The organism is Clostridium sp. (genome assembly GCF_040797585.1).
GTDB lineage: Bacteria > Bacillota > Clostridia > Clostridiales > Clostridiaceae > Clostridium_Z.
This window is the reverse complement of record NZ_JBFNEO010000031.1, coordinates 1-18,338: the sequence shown is the minus strand read 5'-3', so window position 1 is coordinate 18,338 and position 18,338 is coordinate 1. Positions and strand designations below refer to the sequence as shown.

The following is an 18,338-nucleotide window of genomic DNA, read 5'->3' as shown; positions in this document are numbered from 1 at the left end:
AACTTGTATATTATATTAATATATTGGTATTGATAAAAAGTATCAATATATATAGATATTTGATATTTTTTATCAAGTAAAATCAAGGAGATAATTATGATTAAAAAAAATGTTATGATAAAAACTGAAAATGGTCTCCATACTCGTTTAGCTGCCATGCTTGTAAATAAAGTTTCTGAGCTTAAAAGCAGATATAATACAGAATTTCTTATAAAAAGAAAAGATGATGGTAATTTTATGGCAGTAAGTATGCTAGCATTAATTTCCTTAAAAATACATCAATATGATGTTATAACTTTAGCCTGTGAAGATAATACCCCTAACGGTATTAAAGCCTTATATGAAATAGAAAATTTCTTAAATGAAAATTTGTTAGAATCTAATCCCATAGAAACTAAGGTAGATGAGTTTATAGAAGAAAATACCATAGCTAATGAACAAATCTTAGATAACGTACCCATAGGTATAATAGTAGTAGATAGTAAATTTTCCATTATAAAAATAAATAGATATGCTCTGAATATAGTAGATAAAACCTACTCAGAGGTTCTTGGTAAATTTGTTAAAGACATAATTCCTACTACAGAACTTGTTAACACTGTATATACAGGGCAAAAACAAGTTGGTCAAATTCAACATATTAACAATCACATAATTATGACTAATAGAAGTCCTATTATTAATGAAGGTAAAATAATAGGTGCCATAGGAGTATTTCAAGATGTATCAGATCTTGTAGGTATGAAAGAACTTAATGAGAAATTTAAGAAAATCCTTGCTGCATCACATGACCTTATTTGTTTTGTTGATGAAAGTAGAAAAATTACTTATATAAATCCCTCCTACGAAAAAAACTTTAATGTAGTAGCAGATGATATTATAGGTAAAGACTTAATTGAAATAGCACCTAACGGGCTTAGGATGCAGGTTTTCAATTCTAAAGAAAAACTTGAAAATGTAATCTGGGAAAAAGATGGCGTTGAAATAATCTCAACTCTTGAGCCCCTTTTTATAGATGATAAATTTAAGGGAGTAATTTCTACATCTAAAGCAATAAGTGAAATAAAAGACCTAATATTAAAACTTAAAAAATTTGAGGATGAGTTAACATACTATAAGGAAGAATTATCTAAGCATACAGAGGGAGATTCAAACTTTAGAGATATTATTGGAAGAAATAACAGTTTAAAATCAATTCTAAATATATGTGAAAAAGCATCTATGAGCACTTCTACTGTGTTAATAAGAGGTGAAAGTGGTACTGGAAAAGAACTCATTGCAAAGGCTATTCATAACAATAGTCCTAGACGCCATAAACCCTTTGTGAGAGTAAACTGCGCAGCTATTCCAGAAAACCTTTTAGAAAGTGAGCTTTTTGGATATGAAAAAGGTGCATTTACCGGTGCTATTAAAGATAAACCAGGTAAGTTTATGATAGCTAATGAAGGAACTATATTTTTAGATGAGATTGGTGACATGCCTATCTCTATGCAGGTAAAACTCTTAAGGGCTCTTCAGGAAAAAGAAATCGAAAGCATAGGTGGACTTTCTCCCAAAAAGGTTGATGTTAGAATAATAGCTGCTACCAATAGACCTCTTGAAGAAATGATAGAGGAAAAAACTTTTAGAGAAGATTTATATTATAGATTAAATGTTTTATCTATTCTTCTCCCTCCTTTAAGAGATAGAAGAGATGATATTCCTCTTCTCTCAGATCACTTTATAATGAAATTTAGTAAAGAGCTTAAAAAAGATATTATAGATATACATGATGATGCTTTAAATCTATTAAAATATTATGATTGGCCTGGTAATATTCGTGAGCTTCAAAATATAATAGAAAGAGCAATAAATCTTTGTGATGGGAATATTATAACTTGTCGTGATCTACCATCCTATATTAAGAATATTGATACATCTTCTAAAGATATTATAAACACTTCAAATGGAGAAATACTTCCTTTTGAAGAATATGAAAAAAGAATCATAGAGCTTGCAATGAAAAAATATGGTAGTTTCAATAAAGCAGGTAAGGCCTTAGGTTTGACTCATAGAACTGTTTCGCTGAAGTGTAAAAAATATGGAATCCATATAGATTAATCATCTTATTAAAATAAAAATCACCTAGCTACTAGGTTGAGATGGGTACTAGTAGCTAAGTGACTTTTATTTTGACAGTTTAAGATATTAATTTGTACATATAATATATATTAATGACTTCTATATATTATTCGTTAATTCTTTTGAAAATATTAGAATTATTTCTTTATTTTTTAAACTTTGCATTATATATTTTAGTAATCACATACAGTTCTTACCTTGACTCTTAACCTATACTTGCATATACTCTGCCAAAGCTTGTAGGTTATGTATAAATTAATTTTTAAGCTAGGAACTCTATAGGGTTTTTGATTCAAAACTTATCTTATGCACTGCTTAAAATCTAAGATTTTAAAGGATTTAAGTACATGTATAAGTTAAGATTTAGGCTAAAAAACTATATTTTAAAAATCCTAAATTTATATTACGGATAAATCTTTAAGAAATGCGGTGATAAAATGGTAAAACTTAATAACGATTGGGATTCTATTCTTCAAGATGAATTTAAAAAAGATTACTACTTAAAATTAAGACAATTTTTAATAACTGAATATAATTCACATACTATTTATCCAGATAAATATGATCTCTTTACTGCCTTAAAGTTGACCTCTTATGATGAAACAAAGATTGTAATCTTAGGGCAAGATCCTTACCATGGTCCAAATCAATCCTATGGACTTGCATTTTCAGTTAAAGTAGGTGTTAAGACTCCTCCTTCTCTTTTAAATATGTATAAGGAACTTCAAAGTGATTTAGGATGTACAATTCCTAACAATGGATTCTTAGTTCCTTGGGCAAATCAAGGAGTATTACTTTTAAATACAGTATTAACTGTTAGAGAAGGAAGCCCTAATTCTCATAGAAATAAAGGATGGGAGATATTTACTGATAAAATTATTGAGACCCTAAATAATAGAGAAAAACCTGTTATTTTTTTACTATGGGGAAATAACGCAAAAGAAAAGAAAAAGCTGATAACTAACAAGCATCATTATATATTAGAATCAGTTCATCCTAGCCCTCTATCAGCTTCTAGAGGATTCTTTGGATGTAAACATTTCTCCAAAACTAATGAAATATTAAATAAACTTGGAGAGAAACCTATTGATTGGCAAATACCTAATGTTTAAACAATAGTTAACGCCTATAGCCATCATATAAAATTTAAGCCTATATACTATAAAATATGAGTATATAGGCTATAAATCATCCTAATTATAAATGAGCTCTTTAAATTCCTTAGAATTTCTTACTTTGTCAAATTCTGCTTCTTTTTTCACTAAATCTTTTATATCTGGTTTTATTTTTATAGCTTCTCTTAAATTCTTAACGCTATTAGCTGCATCTCCTCTTTTAGCATATATAGCCGCCTTACCATAATGGCTCCAGTGATAATTTTCTACTTCAAGAGCCTTATCATACCATTCTAATGCTTCATCATACTCTCCAAATAGCGCATAGGCAAGTCCCTTATTAAATCTTCCATAACCATAGTCCTCTTTTATCTCTAGGGACTTATCTAAGTCTTCCATAGCCTTAGTTTTATTTGAAGATATCACGCTAGATTTATATGCATATGCTATCCCTCTTAAAGTATAAGCTCTATAGCTATCTGGATACTCCTTTATTATATCAGTGGTTAATTTTATAACTTCATCATATTTATTTTTACTATTTCCAAAGAGAATGTCCTCTGCCTTCTGACACTTAGCGTTAAGGTCTTCTTCCCTTAATTTCTCTTCTTCTTGTAATTTTCTCTTCTCTTCTCTTTCTGCGTCTTTTTCTTGAAGTTCTTTCAGATATTGATCCTCTAAAGCTTTTATACCTTTTTTATGCTCTATTACACCATAAGTTATAACTCCTACAGCTAATATACATAGTGTAATAAAAATCCCTAATTTTATTTTTAATTTTTTATCCATGTTTCCCCCTATTATAGGATTTCTATATTAAAAATTAATTTATACCTGTGATTCTCCACATACTAAATATGAATCTCCAGATATGTATAAATTAATTTTTCACGTTGAAACTCTATTGTCATATTATAAAATTAATTGTTTTTCTTTTGTTTACTAAAATAAGCTTTTTTAATTTCACTTAGAAATATGGTAATAGCAAGTAAATCTGCACTTCCACCTGGGCTTATCCCTTTTAATGATAATTCATCATCTAGTTTTTGTATATACTCTTCTCCCTCTTTTGTTGTAACTCCGCCTATATCCATTATATATTTAGAAGTTTTTTGTATGTACTCTAAAACTTTTATATCATGTCTATGAAGAAGTGTAGTATCCTCACTAACTGACATTATAGCTATTAATGTATTCACTATATTCCGTCTTTTATCCAACATATTATAGTTACTCTCATAAACCTTAAGTCCTGTATTGAACACTGAGGGAAGCCCTTCTGCTACCTCTCCTCTTATACCTTTTAATCCATACTTTATATATATTTTTTCTCCATAGGTTAATGATTTCTTGCTTTTTAAACCCTTAAAATCATTTTCTACTAAATCCTCTGTTAGTTCTTTTATATAATTTCTTATATCATAGAAAGTATTTTTATTTTTAATGGTATTAACCACTGCACTTATTGTTATTATCATTAGGAATATCATACCCTTATGAGTATTAACTCCATTAGTTCTATCAAGCATATCCTTCTCTGCATCTTTTCCTATAACTCTTAACTCTTTAAAAATATCCTTGGGAGTCATATTTTCCTTTAGTGATACCTTGCATGTGTTATAAAAATATTTATTAAGGCATAGAGCGCTATCTATAAATGTATAGAAATCCATATCTTTGTGACTACCTGTAGAGACTGGAGATACAAGTCCCGGGGATGGGTATGTTGAAACTTCATACAATATACTTTTTCCTGCAATTTCTATTATACGGAATATAAAATCATCTTCTACCATATCCACCTCTTTTAAATTCATCATATACTTTTTTCATGTGAGTTATTAAACTTCCTTGGCTATGGGTTCTAGAACGTACACATATATGAGCTTTATTATCACAAAGATAACACTTTCTCTCTTCACTTCCAAGTTCTATTCTACTTATACTCTTCTTTGTTATGCTGTCATAAACATCTATATCTACAAATCTTCCTAAAGGATAAGTATCTTCTATCTTCATAGTGATTTCTTTAATTTCCCTAGGATCCTTATCTACAAGAAAAATTTCTATAGGTCCTTCTGCCGTTACTTTTAAAATCTTTAAATGAGTAAATGAAGAGAATACGTCCTCAATTATTTTTTCTATGGTAAAAAATATCTTCTTACTTAACTCATTATCCTTATATACCCCTGGGTAATTAACTCTAAGACTTATTAAACTTTTTTTATGCTCCTCCATTAGTTCTTCTTGTAGATTTACCCTATTTTCTCTATCTGTTAAAATCTCTAATGCTAAGTTATTCATAATTTAACTTGGAGAATTGTTTTTTAATTTTTCTCCTATCTCCTTTCCTTTTTGTGAAAGTAAAAACTCCAAAGTTGTATATGGAACTAGTTTTTTTACTTCTTCTATATTTTCATTCTTTATTAGCCTCCTAACCCTAGATGCGCTAATTGGTTCTTCCCCATGAACTTTTCTAGGTACTATTTTAAGGTTAATACTAAATTTTTTCAATTCTTCTTTTAAAGTTTCGTTATAAGCTCTGGTAACATTACAATAAGGCTCTTCTCCCAAATATCTTGTTTTTATATTCATTTTACTACAAAAATATTTTCCAAAGATTCCTCCATCTATTTTTGTATAAACATTTAATTTATCATCTTCCTTTTTTAAAAAGTATGTTGGAAAAGTAGCACTGGATATTATATACTCTCCTCCAGATACTACCTTGATATTTTTTAAATGATTAGTTCCCTTTCTAACAAGGTCTATTCTATTAGTAAAAGGAAAATCTGATTTATCTTCTTCTACTACAAATACAATAACTTCTTTACACTCCTTAGCAGCTTCCTCTATAAGATATAAATGTCCATTAGTAAAGGGATTACAATTCATAACTAAAGCTACCCTCTCCTCTTTTATATCTATATCGTAATTTTTTATTATTTTATCTATGTAAGAATCTATATCATATATACCATTTTCCATAATTGCTGCCTCATTGATTTCGTATAACAACTTAAAATTAAGAGAAGAAAATATATTAATGTTCTCTGGCTTCGTAAAAATAAAACTATGATATATACCCTGATCAAACATTCTATCTATAAGGTCAGTTATTAAAGTTGCTGTTATACCTTCTCCCCTATAATTTTCATCTATAGCAAATGCCTTAAATATATTTTTAGCTTTAGAACAAGTAGCTATTATGTTATCTTCCTCTTCAATGACTAGAGTATAATCTATGTCAGATTCATAACTTAAATTAAACTTTTCTAAAAACCTCTTAACTCTTTCAATCTCATATTCATCTGAAGGATTTACTCTCTTAGTTTTATTAAACATAAAATCTTTCTCCTTATAACTTTAATGACTCTTGACTTTAATATTCACCTAAAGCCAAGAGTCTAAATAGAATTTTATTTAACTTTTTTTATTACATCTATAACTGTACCATCTCTATATTCAACTACAGCTACTATACTATCCTCTGTTTCTATATCCTTTGGTTTTCCTGTAAGCTTTTCAGCTACATTCTTAAGCTCCTCTATTGTCATAACTGGAAGCCTTGCTTCTTTAAGCTTTTCTATTAAGTCTTGTCTTCTTGGGTTTACTGCAATACCTCTTTCTGTAACTAAAACATCTATACTCTCTCCTGGAGTTGTAGCAGTAGTTACCTTTTCTTTTATTACAGGAAGTCTTGCTTTAATTAAGTTAGAAACTATTATAGTAAGCTTTGCTCCTGCTGCAGTATCACTATGTCCCCCAGATCCTCCCATAATAACTCCATCAGATGCTGTAGTTACGTTTACATTGAAATCTGTATCAATTTCTGTAGCTCCTAAAATAACTATATCAAGGTTGTTGACTACCGCTCCCTTATTATGAGGATTTCCATACATAGAGGCAGACATACCTTGATGATTTTTATTATTTTTATAGGACTGTACTGCTTTTAAATCAAAACACTGAACATCTAGAAGTCCTTTAAATAACCCCTGTTCAACCATATCTACTATATATCCTGTGATTCCGCCTGATGCAAAGCTTCCCTTTATATTATCTCTTTTCATTATATTTTCAAGTTCCTTAGCCACAGCTAAAGATATTCCTCCAGCGCCAGTTTGAAAGGACATTCCTTCCTTAACTAAACCTGATACTTCCATAACCTTTGATGCCATTTTTGCTATTTTAAGTCCTATAGGATCCTTAGTTATTTGAGTAGTTCCTGAAACAATCCCCTTTGGATCTCCTATGGAATCTACTTTTACCACATAATCCACATATATTTGACTTATCTCAATAGGACATGCTGGATAAGGAATAAGATTATCAGTTATAGCAACCACCTTATCTCCATATTCACAATCTGCTACTGCATATCCTAAAGCTCCACAAGCTGCATTTCCCTCTACTCCATTTATATTACCATAGGCATCCGCTGTTGGAGCTGCTATAAAAGCAATATCTATCTTAACATCCCCACTTTCAATAGAGCGTCCACGGCCTCCATGAGTCTGCATTATTACTGGATTTTTTAATTTCCCACTGGATACAGCCTCTGCCACTGGTCCTGATATATAAGAAGCTATTATCTTTGTTACCACTTGATTTTCTATATGTTTTACTAAAGGTTTATGGACAGGGAATATGGAACTTGCTGCTATAGTTATATCCTTTATCCCTCTCTCTGCAATTTTTTCCATAACCGTATTAAGTACATAGTCACCATTTCTTAAATGATGGTGAAAGGATATGGTGATTCCATCCTTAAGGTCAAGTTTATCAAGAACCTGATCTATAGAGTTTAAAACTTTACTATCCCCAGGTAACACTAAACTTTCCTTAACACTAGTCTTAGGTTTTAATATAGGATTTTTTCTTTCTCCTTGAAAAGGAATAATCTCTCCATATCCTTCTATATATGATGGAAGCTCTCTTCCTGCCGCATTTTTCATAACTATACCACCTTCTATATTAAATTAATCCAAGGATTTCAGCTAGTTCCACTGTCTTTACAGCTCTATTTATTATTGGAGCATCTACCATCTTACCATCTAGTGAAAATACTCCTTTTCCTTCCCTTTTAGCTTCTTCCATGGCAAATAGTACTCTTTTAGCATGGGTTATCTCTTCATTAGTTGGTGAATAAACCTCATGTATTGTATCTATCTGCCTTGGATTTATAGAAGATTTTCCTGTCATCCCTAGACTCTTTGCCTTTCTTGTATCTTTATAAAGTCCCTCATAATCATTTGTGTCAGTAAAAGGTGTATCTATGGAACTAATTCTTAAAGCTCTACATGCTGTAGCTATTTTAGTTCTTGCATAGAAAATCTCCTCTCCCTCCTTAGTTCTTTTAATTTCAAGATCTGAAGTTAAATCCTCTCCTCCAAGAAGTACTCCATTTACTCTCTTTGAGGCTCTTATTATAGTGGATACATTTTCTACCCCATAAGCAGTTTCTATTAAAGCTATAAGCTTTATATCTCCAATATTAAAATTCTCTTCATTTTCAATTCTATTAAGTATGTTATCTGCCATTATTATAGAATCTTCATTAGCCTTAGGAATAAGTATAGTATCTGGTTTAACCCTTCCTATAACCTCTAAATCCTTTGGTCCAAACTCTGTATCTAAAGGATTTATTCTAACAATTAATTCTACTTCAGAGTAATCTAAGTTCTTTATAGCTTCCCTAACTAAAATTCTTGCACTGTCTTTTTCAGTTAAGCTAACAGCATCTTCTAAATCTAATATTATAGAATCTGCTCCCATTACCACTGCATTTTGGAGCATCCCTGGATTATTACCTGGCATAAATAACATAGTTCTTCTTAGATTTTTCATCTATATCCCACCTTATGACTAAATTTTAAACAGCTCTCATTACAGCAGTTTCTACCCTAGCAGCTATGGTATAATCTAAAGCACCCTTATCCTGTGCCTTTATAGTTACTGATTCTACTCTCATTTCCTTAAGCTTATCTTCTATAACTTCAATGATTCTTTCACCAAACTGCTTTTTTACTATACTTTCAAGATGAATTTCTACCTTTCCCTCTTCATTTGGGTACACCATAATAAGTATGTCATTAGATTCTAGTGTTCCAGACTTTGCTGGCTTAATTATCTTCATGAGAACACCCCTTTAAACTATCTAAGTATTGCTTTTGCCCTATTTCGTAAAGGTTATTACCTTCACTATCTATAACTACTACTACTGGAAGGTCTTTAACTGTAAGTTTTCTTATAGCCTCTGCTCCTAAGTCTTCATAGGCTACAATTTCTGCCTCTTCTACAGACTTTCCTATTAAAGCTGCAGCTCCACCTATAGCAGCAAAATAAACTGCTCCGTTTTTCTTTATAGAATCTATTACTTCCTCTCCTCTAAGACCCTTACCTATCATACCTTTTAAACCTTCATCTAAAAGTTTTGGTGCATATGGATCCATTCTATAACTTGTAGTAGGTCCTGCTGATCCCAGTGCCATACCTGGTTTTGCTGGAGTTGGTCCTACATAATATATTATGGAATCCTTTAGCTCTATTGGTAGTTCTTCTCCCTTATCTAAAAGTTCTACCAATCTTTTATGAGCTGCATCTCTAGCTGTATATATAACTCCACTTATTAAAACACTATCTCCTGCCTTTAGCCCTTTTACCTTATCCTCTGTTAATGGTGTTACTATTTTCTTTTCCATAGATTACCCCTCCATCCTATAACTCTATCTCTTTATGTCTTGTAGCATGACAGTTTATATTTACAGCCACTGGAAGCCCTGCTATATGGGTCGGATAATATTCTATATTTACTGAAAGTGCTGTTGTTCTTCCTCCAAAGCCTTGAGGTCCTATTCCTAGAGCATTTATTTTCTCTAAAAGTTCTTCCTCAAGATTTCTATAAAACTCATTTGAGTTTCTTTCTTCTACATTTCTAAGTAGTGACTTTTTTGCAAGAGCTGCTGCCTTGTCAAAGGTTCCACCAATACCAATTCCAACAACTATAGGAGGACAAGGATTAGGACCTGCCTTTTTTACAGTTTCTATTACAAAGTCCTTAACTCCCTCTACCCCATCTGCTGGTTTTAACATCTTTAAAGCACTCATGTTTTCTGATCCAAAACCTTTAGGAGCCACTGTTATCTTAAGTTTATCTCCTTTAACAATATTATAGGTAATCACTGCTGGAGTATTGTCCTTTGTGTTTACTCTATCTAAAGGATCTTTAACCACAGATTTTCTTAAGAAACCTTCAGAGTATCCTTGTCTTACCCCTTCATTTATTGCATCCTCTAAAGAACCTCCTACAATATGAACATCTTGACCTAAGTCAACAAATATACATACCATTCCAGTATCCTGACACATAGGCATTCTTTCATTTTTGGCTATATCCACATTAATTAGAATTTTATCTAAGATATCTTGAGCTATAGGAAAAGTTTCCTTTTCCTTTGAATCTTTTAGTTTATTTTTTATGTCATCTGATAGAAAGTAATTTGCATCTATACATAAATCTTTCACTGCCTTTGTAATATCTAGTACATTGATTTCCTTCATATAAAATTCCTCCTAAACTTTTAATTTAGTAATCTAACTAAAATGATTTATTGATAATATAAATTTTTTTCTAAAGCACTTAAGTATATTGTTCTTATAATTATACTTTATTAAGGTAATCTTATAGAAATAAACTCTCATATTTACCAGTTATTCTTTAAATTGCCTTAAGCTATATTTATATTATAACATTACTATTTTATATAATCTGTTTTAAATATATATGTTCAACCTAATATTAGAAACTGAACTATAAAAAAGGGGTAGCTTTAGTTACTACCCCTTAAACAATACCTTACTATTTCTTTCTTCTATTAACTAAAGCTATTACTCTATTCATCTCATTATTAACAATCATGTATCCTTCATCAACACCCATACCTGGTTTAGCTAAGCATTGATCAGCTCCACAAGCTATTGCTATGTTAGTACATACTTCTGAGGATCTATTAGTTTCATTACAGGTTCCTCCACAGTATGCTCCTATATTCTTTTTCTTACAATATAGTATAGCTTCTATTATATTATTAACTCCACCAAGGTCTGGTGTTTTAATCTGAAGCATATGTCCTGCTTTATTGTCTGCAAATAATACTACATCATCATAAGTATTACACCACTCATCTGCAACTATCTCAACATCTATATTTCTTTTTTCAAGTTCTATTCTTAAATCTCTAAGAGCCTCCATTTGCTTTTCTCTATGATCCACATCTACAGGTCCTTCAATTCTTAACTTAAATGGTTTCGCAGCTTCCTCAAGTTGTCCAAAGTACTGTGCTATTTTTTCTGTATTACAGTCAAAAGCTACCCCTATAGTTCCATAAACGTCTATATGAAATACTGGGTTATAATCTTCAGAAGTTCTAAGCTTTAAAACTCTATCACTTAGCCATTTAACATAAGAAAGAAGTTTTTCTCCATCATGTCCAAGCTTTTCTTCTACATTATTAAATAATGCATGAGGCATTACATCTGCCCCTTTTATTATCATCTTATCTGAATTATCGTATCTGTCATCACCAGATTGTGTGAATATAGGAATTCTCTTTATATCCACTCCTGTATTATATTCATCACGAACAACTTCAGCCATAGTTACCTTCTTTGATTTGGCTACCCCATCTAATATAGCTTGAGTTATTCCATATCTTATAGCTGTATGAAGTCTATTACCATTAATAGACATTCTATCAAACTCTTCTGCTAACTCCTTAAAAGAATTAAGCTCTCTTCCTATAAGCTTTGGAGCTATATCCTTCTCTATAACTGGTATAAAGTCTTCTGCTAAGAATAATGGATCACGTCCACCTGCACCAGAGTATTGAACTGCAGCGCAATCTCCATGAGCTACTTGTCCATCTTCTAGTATTAACATAACTGATATGGATTCTCCAGCTTGTCTTACTGATTTAAATCCCTCTGTAACTGCCTCTCCAACATAGGTAAACCCATCATGCTTTGCTCCATTTTTTATAGCTTTTTGATCATCAAAATAAAATCCTGTTCTTCCTGGTGAACATACAACATCAACGATTTTCATATTATTGCCCTTCCTTCTTTTAAAATATTTAACCTTTTGGAATTCTTATAATTAATAATCTTTTGATTCTTATAAAACTATCTTCTTTTCTGGTCTTCCTACAAGCTTTCCTTTTCCAACTGCAAATATATCATCTACAGTCATTTGGAAGCAAACTTCTCTTCCTTCAAATTTAGCTCTTTCCTCTAGTTTCTTAAAGTTAAAATCTTGAAGTTCCTTAGTAAATGGTACATTACCAAGCTTAAGATATCTAACTGCTCCATTATTATCTCTAGCAGGCATCATTTTACCATTATTAAATTTAGATGGAGCAAAAGGTATATCTATAACTCCTGCTTCAAATCCCTTAACAGATCCTATAGCTAAATCTCCATGTCCAAGTTCAAATAGCTTGTCTACCATGCATTTAGTTTCTGCCTTTATCACAGCTATCTCAAGCTCTAATTCCTTTGACATTGCCATCTTCTGTCCTCTAAGTAGATTTAATGTCATCTTTGTCGCTTTTATCCCCTCAGCATTAGCTTCCTTTGTTGGAACTCCTATTGCTTCATGAGGAGTTTTAACTATAACCTTTGTTGCTCCTGCAAGAGCTGCTGCCGCTGCTCCTGTTGATATTACTCCAAAAGCCTTAGCCTCGTCTGCTGGGAATCCACCCATCCATTGGTGGAATACTGTAGTTACATAAACATCATTATATCCATTTGCTTTTAAATACTCATATGTTTGCTCTTCTAATGCTCTTATTGCAGCAACGTCTTGTATTAAGTTACCGCATTGGCCATAACCTACAGTTATATTTTTAACTCCTTGCTCTGCCGCAAGTAATGCTTCTATTATAGCTACTGCGTTTGAAGTACTTGGAGGTACTAAAGTTCCTGTTAATGGACCAAAAGGTTCTCTATTTATAGATACTCCTTGTTCCTCATAGAAACCAACTAATCTATCGCAATACTGCCAGTCAAGGATTGTTTTTTCTATACTAACACTTTTTGCATAAGGAATATTATAAGATATTCCTCCTCCTTCATTAGAAGTCCATCCTCCAGCATGGATTATCTCAGATAATAATCTAGCATCTGGAGTACCATGTCTTGCTTCTAGTGGAAGATCCACTGCCTCTAATACTCTTTTACATCCCTCTACCCCGTGGTTAACTACTGGGAATCCATTAAGTAGTGATCTTCCTGCCGCTCTACTTTCCTTAATTCCTTTTTCACATTCATCGTATCTATTTTGTCTTGTGTAGGAGTCTATTGTTGAAGGAAGAAGATCTGCTCCACCTTCATTTTGAAGATGTTGTAATAATTGAATGTGCTCACTTATTAAAGCAACTCCTGCTCTTGGTTGTGCTAAAGTTATTCCCTCTTCTTTAGCCTTTACAAGTTTCTTTGCGAAATTCTTATGATCTGGTACCTTCTTTAAATAATCTACAGCTTTTTGTAAATCTACACCTTTTCCTGTTGGCCAATGATTTAATATTGTTTCTCTTTCTTTGAAAAATTTCTCCTCTGTCCACTTTTTATTCTTTAACTCCACCTTGATTTACCTACCCTTCTTAATTTATAGATACTGTTCCCCACAAAATAATACTCTCTATAATTCTACTAAATACTTTTTCATTATTCTAACTGCCTTATCTGGTAGCTCCTCACTTAAAAGTCCCATAGCACATAATATATAAGTTTTATCTATCATAAAACCTGGACTCTTAGGCTTTAATGAATTTAAATTCTCACTATCAAAACAACCTGATTCTAATATATTACCTGGATTCTCACTATGAACAAGAACTCCCCCAGTTCCTATTATCCATTTTACTTCTAGAAGGTCCTTCCCATGCTGGCTATATATAACTCCAAGGGGAGAATATACTGGCTCTACAAATCCACAGTGTCTTTCCATGGCAACATCTGTTGCTACCTTTGCCATAGCTTCGTCAAACTCAATATCCTCTTCTGTACTTGGAACCATCATTATATTTTGGCTCCTCCCTCTACATACCTCTTCAATATCAATAGACTTGTCCTTTAAATGCTTTCGAATTTTTCTTGTTCCTGCTGTTTCCCAAAGAGAAAGAGCAGAATATCTCATTCCAAGATCCCCTTCTACAGTTCTTTTTGCAAGAGGTTCTTCAAGCCCTCTAAAGGTTACCCCAGGTTTTGTCGGCTCTCCATCTGCAATAGAGTGAATATCTGTAGTTGCTCCACCAATATCAACAACAACTATCTCTCCAATGCCTTCCTCTTTATCACTACCCTCACTTAAAACCCTAGCTGCTTTAAGAACTGCAGCAGGTGTTGGCATTAAGATACCGTTTACAAAATCCTCAGCATTCTTAAGCCCTTTAGCCTCTATAATATTATTCATAAATATTTTTCTTATTTCTTCTCTAGCTGGTTCTACATTAAGTACATTAAGTTTTGGCATAACATTTTCAGTTATAGTAAACTCAACATTATACTCCTTAAATATTTCATTAATCTCATCATTAACTACTTTATTTCCAGCCACCACAATAGGTATATTTAAATTCGACTTTGCAATAAGTCTGGCATTATGAAGTATGCAATGCTTATTACCTCCATCAGTTCCCCCAGCTAAAAGTATCATATCTACCTTAGAGTCTTTTATCTCAGTCATCTCAGAGGATGTTAGCTCATAACTATAGGTTTTTAAGATTCTAGCTCCAGCTCCAAGAGCTGCTCTTTTGGCTGCCTCTGCTGTTAAGTCTGGCACTAATCCAATAGCTACCATCTTAAGACCACCAGCCGCTGATGAACAAGCTAATTTCCTAATAAAATTTACTTCTCTACCTTGAAATTTATCTAATAGCTTATCATAAGCCTTATTAAATCCAACCATTATATTGTCTTCTATGGTGGTTATATCTTTTGCAACTCCTAATATTTCTTCATTATCTATATCTACCGCTGTAAGCTTTGTATAAGTACTTCCAAAGTCTATTAGTAAATAAGCATCTACCATTATCTCACCCCCAATATTGGGAAAATTAAGCTTGTACCTTTAAATCTTTCCTAAGATCCTCTATTGTTGTATCAACAGATGTTCCAGGTGGATATACCCTATCAAATCCCATTGTTTTAAATCTAGAGTGTACATCTTCCCAATTTTGTTTTCCAACAACTATGTTTCCTCCAACATATAAAAGTACTCCATCTAATCCTGCCTCATCACAGTTCTCTCTCATGCCCTTACAATCAAGCTCTCCATGTCCATATAAAGAAGAAACTAAGATTGCATCTGCATTAGTTTCCTTAGCTGCATTTATGAAGTCCTCTTGAGGAGATAAAACTCCTATGTTTATAACTTCAAATCCCGCCTCTGTTAATGCATAATCTAATATTTTATTTCCTACTGCATGACAATCTGACCCTATGACCCCAAGAACTATTTTCTTACTTTCCATAACTTAATTGCCTCCTAAAAAATTTAAGTGTAGATTTATTTAAATAGCTCTAGCTATTTCAAACTAATTTTGAAGCTCAACAATTTTAGATTTTAGGGCTTTTACTGAACCATCGTCTAATGAGTATATAAAGTTTATTACTTCCTTATTATCTTTGTTTATTTCCATAACATCGTTATATCTACCTGGTGAAACTATTATTACATCTGATTTATCTGTTATTTTTTTTATCTCATTTTTATCCCTAGTTGTTGAATATGTTATATCTATATTACTAAGTCCTGCTGATTCTAAAGCTCCTTGTATCTTAAACATGAATTCTTCAGATAAACAAAAGAATCCAAACTTTGTTCCATCTTGATATCTAGCTATTTTAACTATAGTACTTAAGTCTGCATTAATAGCTACTCCTAGAACTTCTTTGTTAAACTCATTAACTATTCTTGTAACTTCATTAACATGGTTGAATGTAGTTATTACTACCTGACAATCTGTAAGAGTTTGTCTAGACTTATCGTCCATTGTTATTAAATCTCCAACAGTTAAAGGAATTACATTCATATGAGTACTCTCATTAAGTTCCTTTGAGAACATTTTAGCTTGTTCTATATTACATTCTACATATACTGCTACCATTCTATTCATTTGCTCAATTTTTTCTCTAACTCTATTCTCTACTATGTCTAGGAACTCTTCTATACTCATTCCAGTTTCAAGAGCTTCCTCTAAACCTAAGTCTACAAACTTAATTATTTTGTCTTTTATACTTTTATTTTGCCAGGTCTTTCCTTCTTCTGCTACAAAGGTACCTTTCCCTTGGTATGATTTTAATACCCCTTCCTTTTCTAGTTCCTTGTAAGCAGTACTTACAGTATTTCTACTAACCTTTAGCTTTTCTGCTAATTCTCTTTCTGTTGGCATTTTAGACCCAACCTTGAGAGAGCCATTTCTTATTTGGTTCATTATTTGCTTCTTGAACTGTAAATATAAAGGTATGCCATTATTTTTATTTATTACTATTTCCATTGTTCTACCCTCCCAAAGTTAAATGGATTAGTCCATTAATCCATCCACCATTATAATACCATAGCTGTAAAACGTTATCAATATTAAGACTAATTTTTCTGAAATTTATGTAAAATTCTCTTTAAAACCCATATTTTTTTTGCAATTAGTAATATTTTAATGGAAATATTATTATAAATTATAGTAATTCATATTTGTCTCTTTACTATACATATTATTTTAATTTTAGGAGGTATTTATCTTATGAATGATAAGCACAACATATTTGATATTTCATCTTATATATTAATATCACTCTTAGCAATTGTCTTATTCTATTCCCTTATAAAACTTATATATGTTCATCTTAATAGAGTTCCTCCTAATAGTGTCAATGTCTCTCCTATTACTGGGGAGATTCTATCTCCTGTATCTTCATCAAGAGAGGCCATTGAAGTTACTTATTTTCACCCTAAGGATTTAGAGTCCTTTTCCGGTATAAATAAGGCCAATCTAATTTATGAATATATAGATCCCGAGCTAAGTCATATATATAAAGCTGTATTTTATGATACTCCTCCAAATAATAATTATCCTGTATTGAATATTGAAAAGGTTCCTTTATCGGATATACCTAAATTTAACTTTTCTAGTTCATTAAACGAAAAAATTGGCTCTTTTGAAAGTGCCAATTCTGTATATTTAAAAATAAATGGATTAATTACCTCATCATTTATTTTTAAGAATGGTGAATATATATACTTTAAAGATAAGATAGCAGAAAGAGATTTAGACGATGGTAAATACGTTACTGTCTCTAATATAATTGTTCAAATAGTTGATGAAGAATTTCCAAATAAAAGAGCTGAAGGAAATGGGGAAGGCTTCTTATTTATGTCTGGTAAAGTAATAAAGATTAATTGGAAAAGAGAATCTGGTCCTATAAGATTTTATGATGAAGATGGTAATGAAATTTCTTTAGCTAAAGGTAATACTTGGATTGCTATAGGAAACAAGGAAACCTCCGTTGTTTATGACTAATACCAAAACCTCTGCTTAAACCGGCTCCTTGTGCAAGCTAACCTATTCTATCAAAATTATTAATCCTCTTAAAACGAATTTATATATTTTAAAATTTAAAATTAGTACTTGTGGTTGTTTTAAGATTTAACTATGTCATTACGAAAATTATTTTAAAATTATAAAATCCTCTCAAAGTCCATTATCCATAATGAGATAGATATTATAGAAATCATAGTGTCTTCTTATATAGCTCTAATTATAAATATAATCATTGAAAGTATTGAATTATATAGGAACCATTTATTAATAAATGAAGAGTAATTCTTATATAGTATAATAGGACTCTATGCCTTATTGTATTTTAATAAAATCATAGCTCTCTATTATGTATTATCTAATCATAAATATCTTAAATATATATGATTCCATTATTAATAAGAAAGAGAGAATAATTTTATATAATATAAATAAACCCTATAATTTATTGTGTTTCAATAAATTCATAGGGTTCTATTATGTGGTTTTAATCATACATATAATC

17 protein-coding genes are annotated in these 18,338 nt (G+C 31.4%); 3 read left to right on the top strand and 14 right to left on the bottom strand.

The window, feature by feature from the left end; all coding sequences use genetic code 11:
• Positions 1-96: 96 nt before the first annotated feature.
• Entirely contained in the window at positions 97-2,100 is a 2,004-nt protein-coding gene (locus AB2369_RS03635; protein ID WP_367665113.1) for a sigma 54-interacting transcriptional regulator, read from the top strand.
• Positions 2,101-2,558: 458 nt separating this feature from the next.
• Complete coding sequence (locus tag AB2369_RS03630; RefSeq protein ID WP_367665112.1) at positions 2,559-3,233, top strand: uracil-DNA glycosylase; 675 nt, start codon at positions 2,559-2,561, stop codon at positions 3,231-3,233.
• Between the two features lie 81 nt (positions 3,234-3,314).
• Here the strand turns inward: AB2369_RS03630 and AB2369_RS03625 are convergent, their stop codons facing one another.
• From AB2369_RS03625 to AB2369_RS03560, 14 genes are all read right to left on the bottom strand, one after another.
• Positions 3,315-4,025, bottom strand: coding sequence for a tetratricopeptide repeat protein (locus AB2369_RS03625; RefSeq protein ID WP_367665111.1), 711 nt, complete (start codon positions 4,023-4,025; stop codon positions 3,315-3,317).
• A gap of 131 nt (positions 4,026-4,156) precedes the next feature.
• Positions 4,157-5,056: a triphosphoribosyl-dephospho-CoA synthase CitG gene (gene citG / locus AB2369_RS03620; RefSeq protein ID WP_367665110.1), complete on the bottom strand. Its 900-nt coding sequence runs from the start codon at positions 5,054-5,056 to the stop codon at positions 4,157-4,159.
• On the bottom strand, positions 5,019-5,540 hold the full coding sequence (citX, locus tag AB2369_RS03615) for a citrate lyase holo-[acyl-carrier protein] synthase (protein ID WP_367665109.1): 522 nt from the start codon (positions 5,538-5,540) through the stop codon (positions 5,019-5,021). Before citX ends, citG begins: the two co-directional genes overlap by 38 nt.
• Positions 5,541-5,543: 3 nt before the next feature.
• A complete protein-coding gene (gene citC, locus AB2369_RS03610; RefSeq protein ID WP_367665108.1) occupies positions 5,544-6,581 on the bottom strand; it encodes a [citrate (pro-3S)-lyase] ligase in 1,038 nt (345 codons plus the stop codon).
• A gap of 74 nt (positions 6,582-6,655) precedes the next feature.
• Positions 6,656-8,194, bottom strand: coding sequence for a citrate lyase subunit alpha (gene citF / locus AB2369_RS03605; protein ID WP_367665107.1), 1,539 nt, complete (start codon positions 8,192-8,194; stop codon positions 6,656-6,658).
• Positions 8,195-8,213: 19 nt separating this feature from the next.
• Positions 8,214-9,086: a CoA ester lyase gene (locus AB2369_RS03600; protein WP_367665106.1), complete on the bottom strand. Its 873-nt coding sequence runs from the start codon at positions 9,084-9,086 to the stop codon at positions 8,214-8,216.
• Positions 9,087-9,111: 25 nt separating this feature from the next.
• Positions 9,112-9,375, bottom strand: coding sequence for a citrate lyase acyl carrier protein (citD, locus tag AB2369_RS03595; protein ID WP_367665105.1), 264 nt, complete (start codon positions 9,373-9,375; stop codon positions 9,112-9,114).
• Positions 9,362-9,940, bottom strand: a complete 579-nt coding sequence (locus tag AB2369_RS03590; protein ID WP_367665104.1) for a Fe-S-containing hydro-lyase — start codon at positions 9,938-9,940, stop codon at positions 9,362-9,364. Before AB2369_RS03590 ends, citD begins: the two co-directional genes overlap by 14 nt.
• Before the next feature lie 16 nt (positions 9,941-9,956).
• Positions 9,957-10,799 carry a fumarate hydratase gene (locus tag AB2369_RS03585; protein WP_367665103.1) on the bottom strand — a complete coding sequence of 281 codons (843 nt, stop codon included), beginning with the start codon at positions 10,797-10,799 and terminating at the stop codon, positions 9,957-9,959.
• Positions 10,800-11,097: 298 nt separating this feature from the next.
• Entirely contained in the window at positions 11,098-12,342 is a 1,245-nt protein-coding gene (locus AB2369_RS03580; RefSeq protein ID WP_367665102.1) for a methylaspartate ammonia-lyase, read from the bottom strand.
• A gap of 69 nt (positions 12,343-12,411) precedes the next feature.
• A complete protein-coding gene (locus AB2369_RS03575) occupies positions 12,412-13,878 on the bottom strand; it encodes a methylaspartate mutase subunit E (protein ID WP_367665101.1) in 1,467 nt (488 codons plus the stop codon).
• A gap of 57 nt (positions 13,879-13,935) precedes the next feature.
• Entirely contained in the window at positions 13,936-15,327 is a 1,392-nt protein-coding gene (glmL, locus tag AB2369_RS03570; RefSeq protein ID WP_367665100.1) for a methylaspartate mutase accessory protein GlmL, read from the bottom strand.
• Between the two features lie 25 nt (positions 15,328-15,352).
• Complete coding sequence (gene glmS / locus AB2369_RS03565; protein ID WP_367665099.1) at positions 15,353-15,769, bottom strand: methylaspartate mutase subunit S; 417 nt, start codon at positions 15,767-15,769, stop codon at positions 15,353-15,355.
• A 63-nt stretch (positions 15,770-15,832) separates the two neighbouring features.
• The gene (locus AB2369_RS03560) at positions 15,833-16,795 is read right to left on the bottom strand and encodes a GntR family transcriptional regulator (protein WP_367665098.1); all 963 of its coding nucleotides are present in this window, start codon (positions 16,793-16,795) and stop codon (positions 15,833-15,835) included.
• A gap of 243 nt (positions 16,796-17,038) precedes the next feature.
• Here AB2369_RS03560 and AB2369_RS03555 point away from each other — a divergent pair, with 243 nt between their 5' ends.
• On the top strand, positions 17,039-17,815 hold the full coding sequence (locus AB2369_RS03555; RefSeq protein WP_367665097.1) for a DUF3048 C-terminal domain-containing protein: 777 nt from the start codon (positions 17,039-17,041) through the stop codon (positions 17,813-17,815).
• Positions 17,816-18,338 lie beyond the last annotated feature (523 nt).

What these genes read in the sequence shown, in the direction of transcription:
- AB2369_RS03635 (WP_367665113.1), top strand. Translation starts at nt 97, where the DNA reads ATGATTAAAAAAAATGTTATGATAAAAACTGAAAATGGTCTCCATACT.
- AB2369_RS03630 (WP_367665112.1), top strand. Translation starts at nt 2,559, where the DNA reads ATGGTAAAACTTAATAACGATTGGGATTCTATTCTTCAAGATGAATTT.
- AB2369_RS03625 (WP_367665111.1), bottom strand. Translation starts at nt 4,025, where the DNA reads ATGGATAAAAAATTAAAAATAAAATTAGGGATTTTTATTACACTATGT.
- citG (WP_367665110.1), bottom strand. Translation starts at nt 5,056, where the DNA reads ATGATGAATTTAAAAGAGGTGGATATGGTAGAAGATGATTTTATATTC.
- citX (WP_367665109.1), bottom strand. Translation starts at nt 5,540, where the DNA reads ATGAATAACTTAGCATTAGAGATTTTAACAGATAGAGAAAATAGGGTA.
- citC (WP_367665108.1), bottom strand. Translation starts at nt 6,581, where the DNA reads ATGTTTAATAAAACTAAGAGAGTAAATCCTTCAGATGAATATGAGATT.
- citF (WP_367665107.1), bottom strand. Translation starts at nt 8,194, where the DNA reads ATGAAAAATGCGGCAGGAAGAGAGCTTCCATCATATATAGAAGGATAT.
- AB2369_RS03600 (WP_367665106.1), bottom strand. Translation starts at nt 9,086, where the DNA reads ATGAAAAATCTAAGAAGAACTATGTTATTTATGCCAGGTAATAATCCA.
- citD (WP_367665105.1), bottom strand. Translation starts at nt 9,375, where the DNA reads ATGAAGATAATTAAGCCAGCAAAGTCTGGAACACTAGAATCTAATGAC.
- AB2369_RS03590 (WP_367665104.1), bottom strand. Translation starts at nt 9,940, where the DNA reads ATGGAAAAGAAAATAGTAACACCATTAACAGAGGATAAGGTAAAAGGG.
- AB2369_RS03585 (WP_367665103.1), bottom strand. Translation starts at nt 10,799, where the DNA reads ATGAAGGAAATCAATGTACTAGATATTACAAAGGCAGTGAAAGATTTA.
- AB2369_RS03580 (WP_367665102.1), bottom strand. Translation starts at nt 12,342, where the DNA reads ATGAAAATCGTTGATGTTGTATGTTCACCAGGAAGAACAGGATTTTAT.
- glmL (WP_367665100.1), bottom strand. Translation starts at nt 15,327, where the DNA reads ATGGTAGATGCTTATTTACTAATAGACTTTGGAAGTACTTATACAAAG.
- glmS (WP_367665099.1), bottom strand. Translation starts at nt 15,769, where the DNA reads ATGGAAAGTAAGAAAATAGTTCTTGGGGTCATAGGGTCAGATTGTCAT.
- AB2369_RS03560 (WP_367665098.1), bottom strand. Translation starts at nt 16,795, where the DNA reads ATGGAAATAGTAATAAATAAAAATAATGGCATACCTTTATATTTACAG.
- AB2369_RS03555 (WP_367665097.1), top strand. Translation starts at nt 17,039, where the DNA reads ATGAATGATAAGCACAACATATTTGATATTTCATCTTATATATTAATA.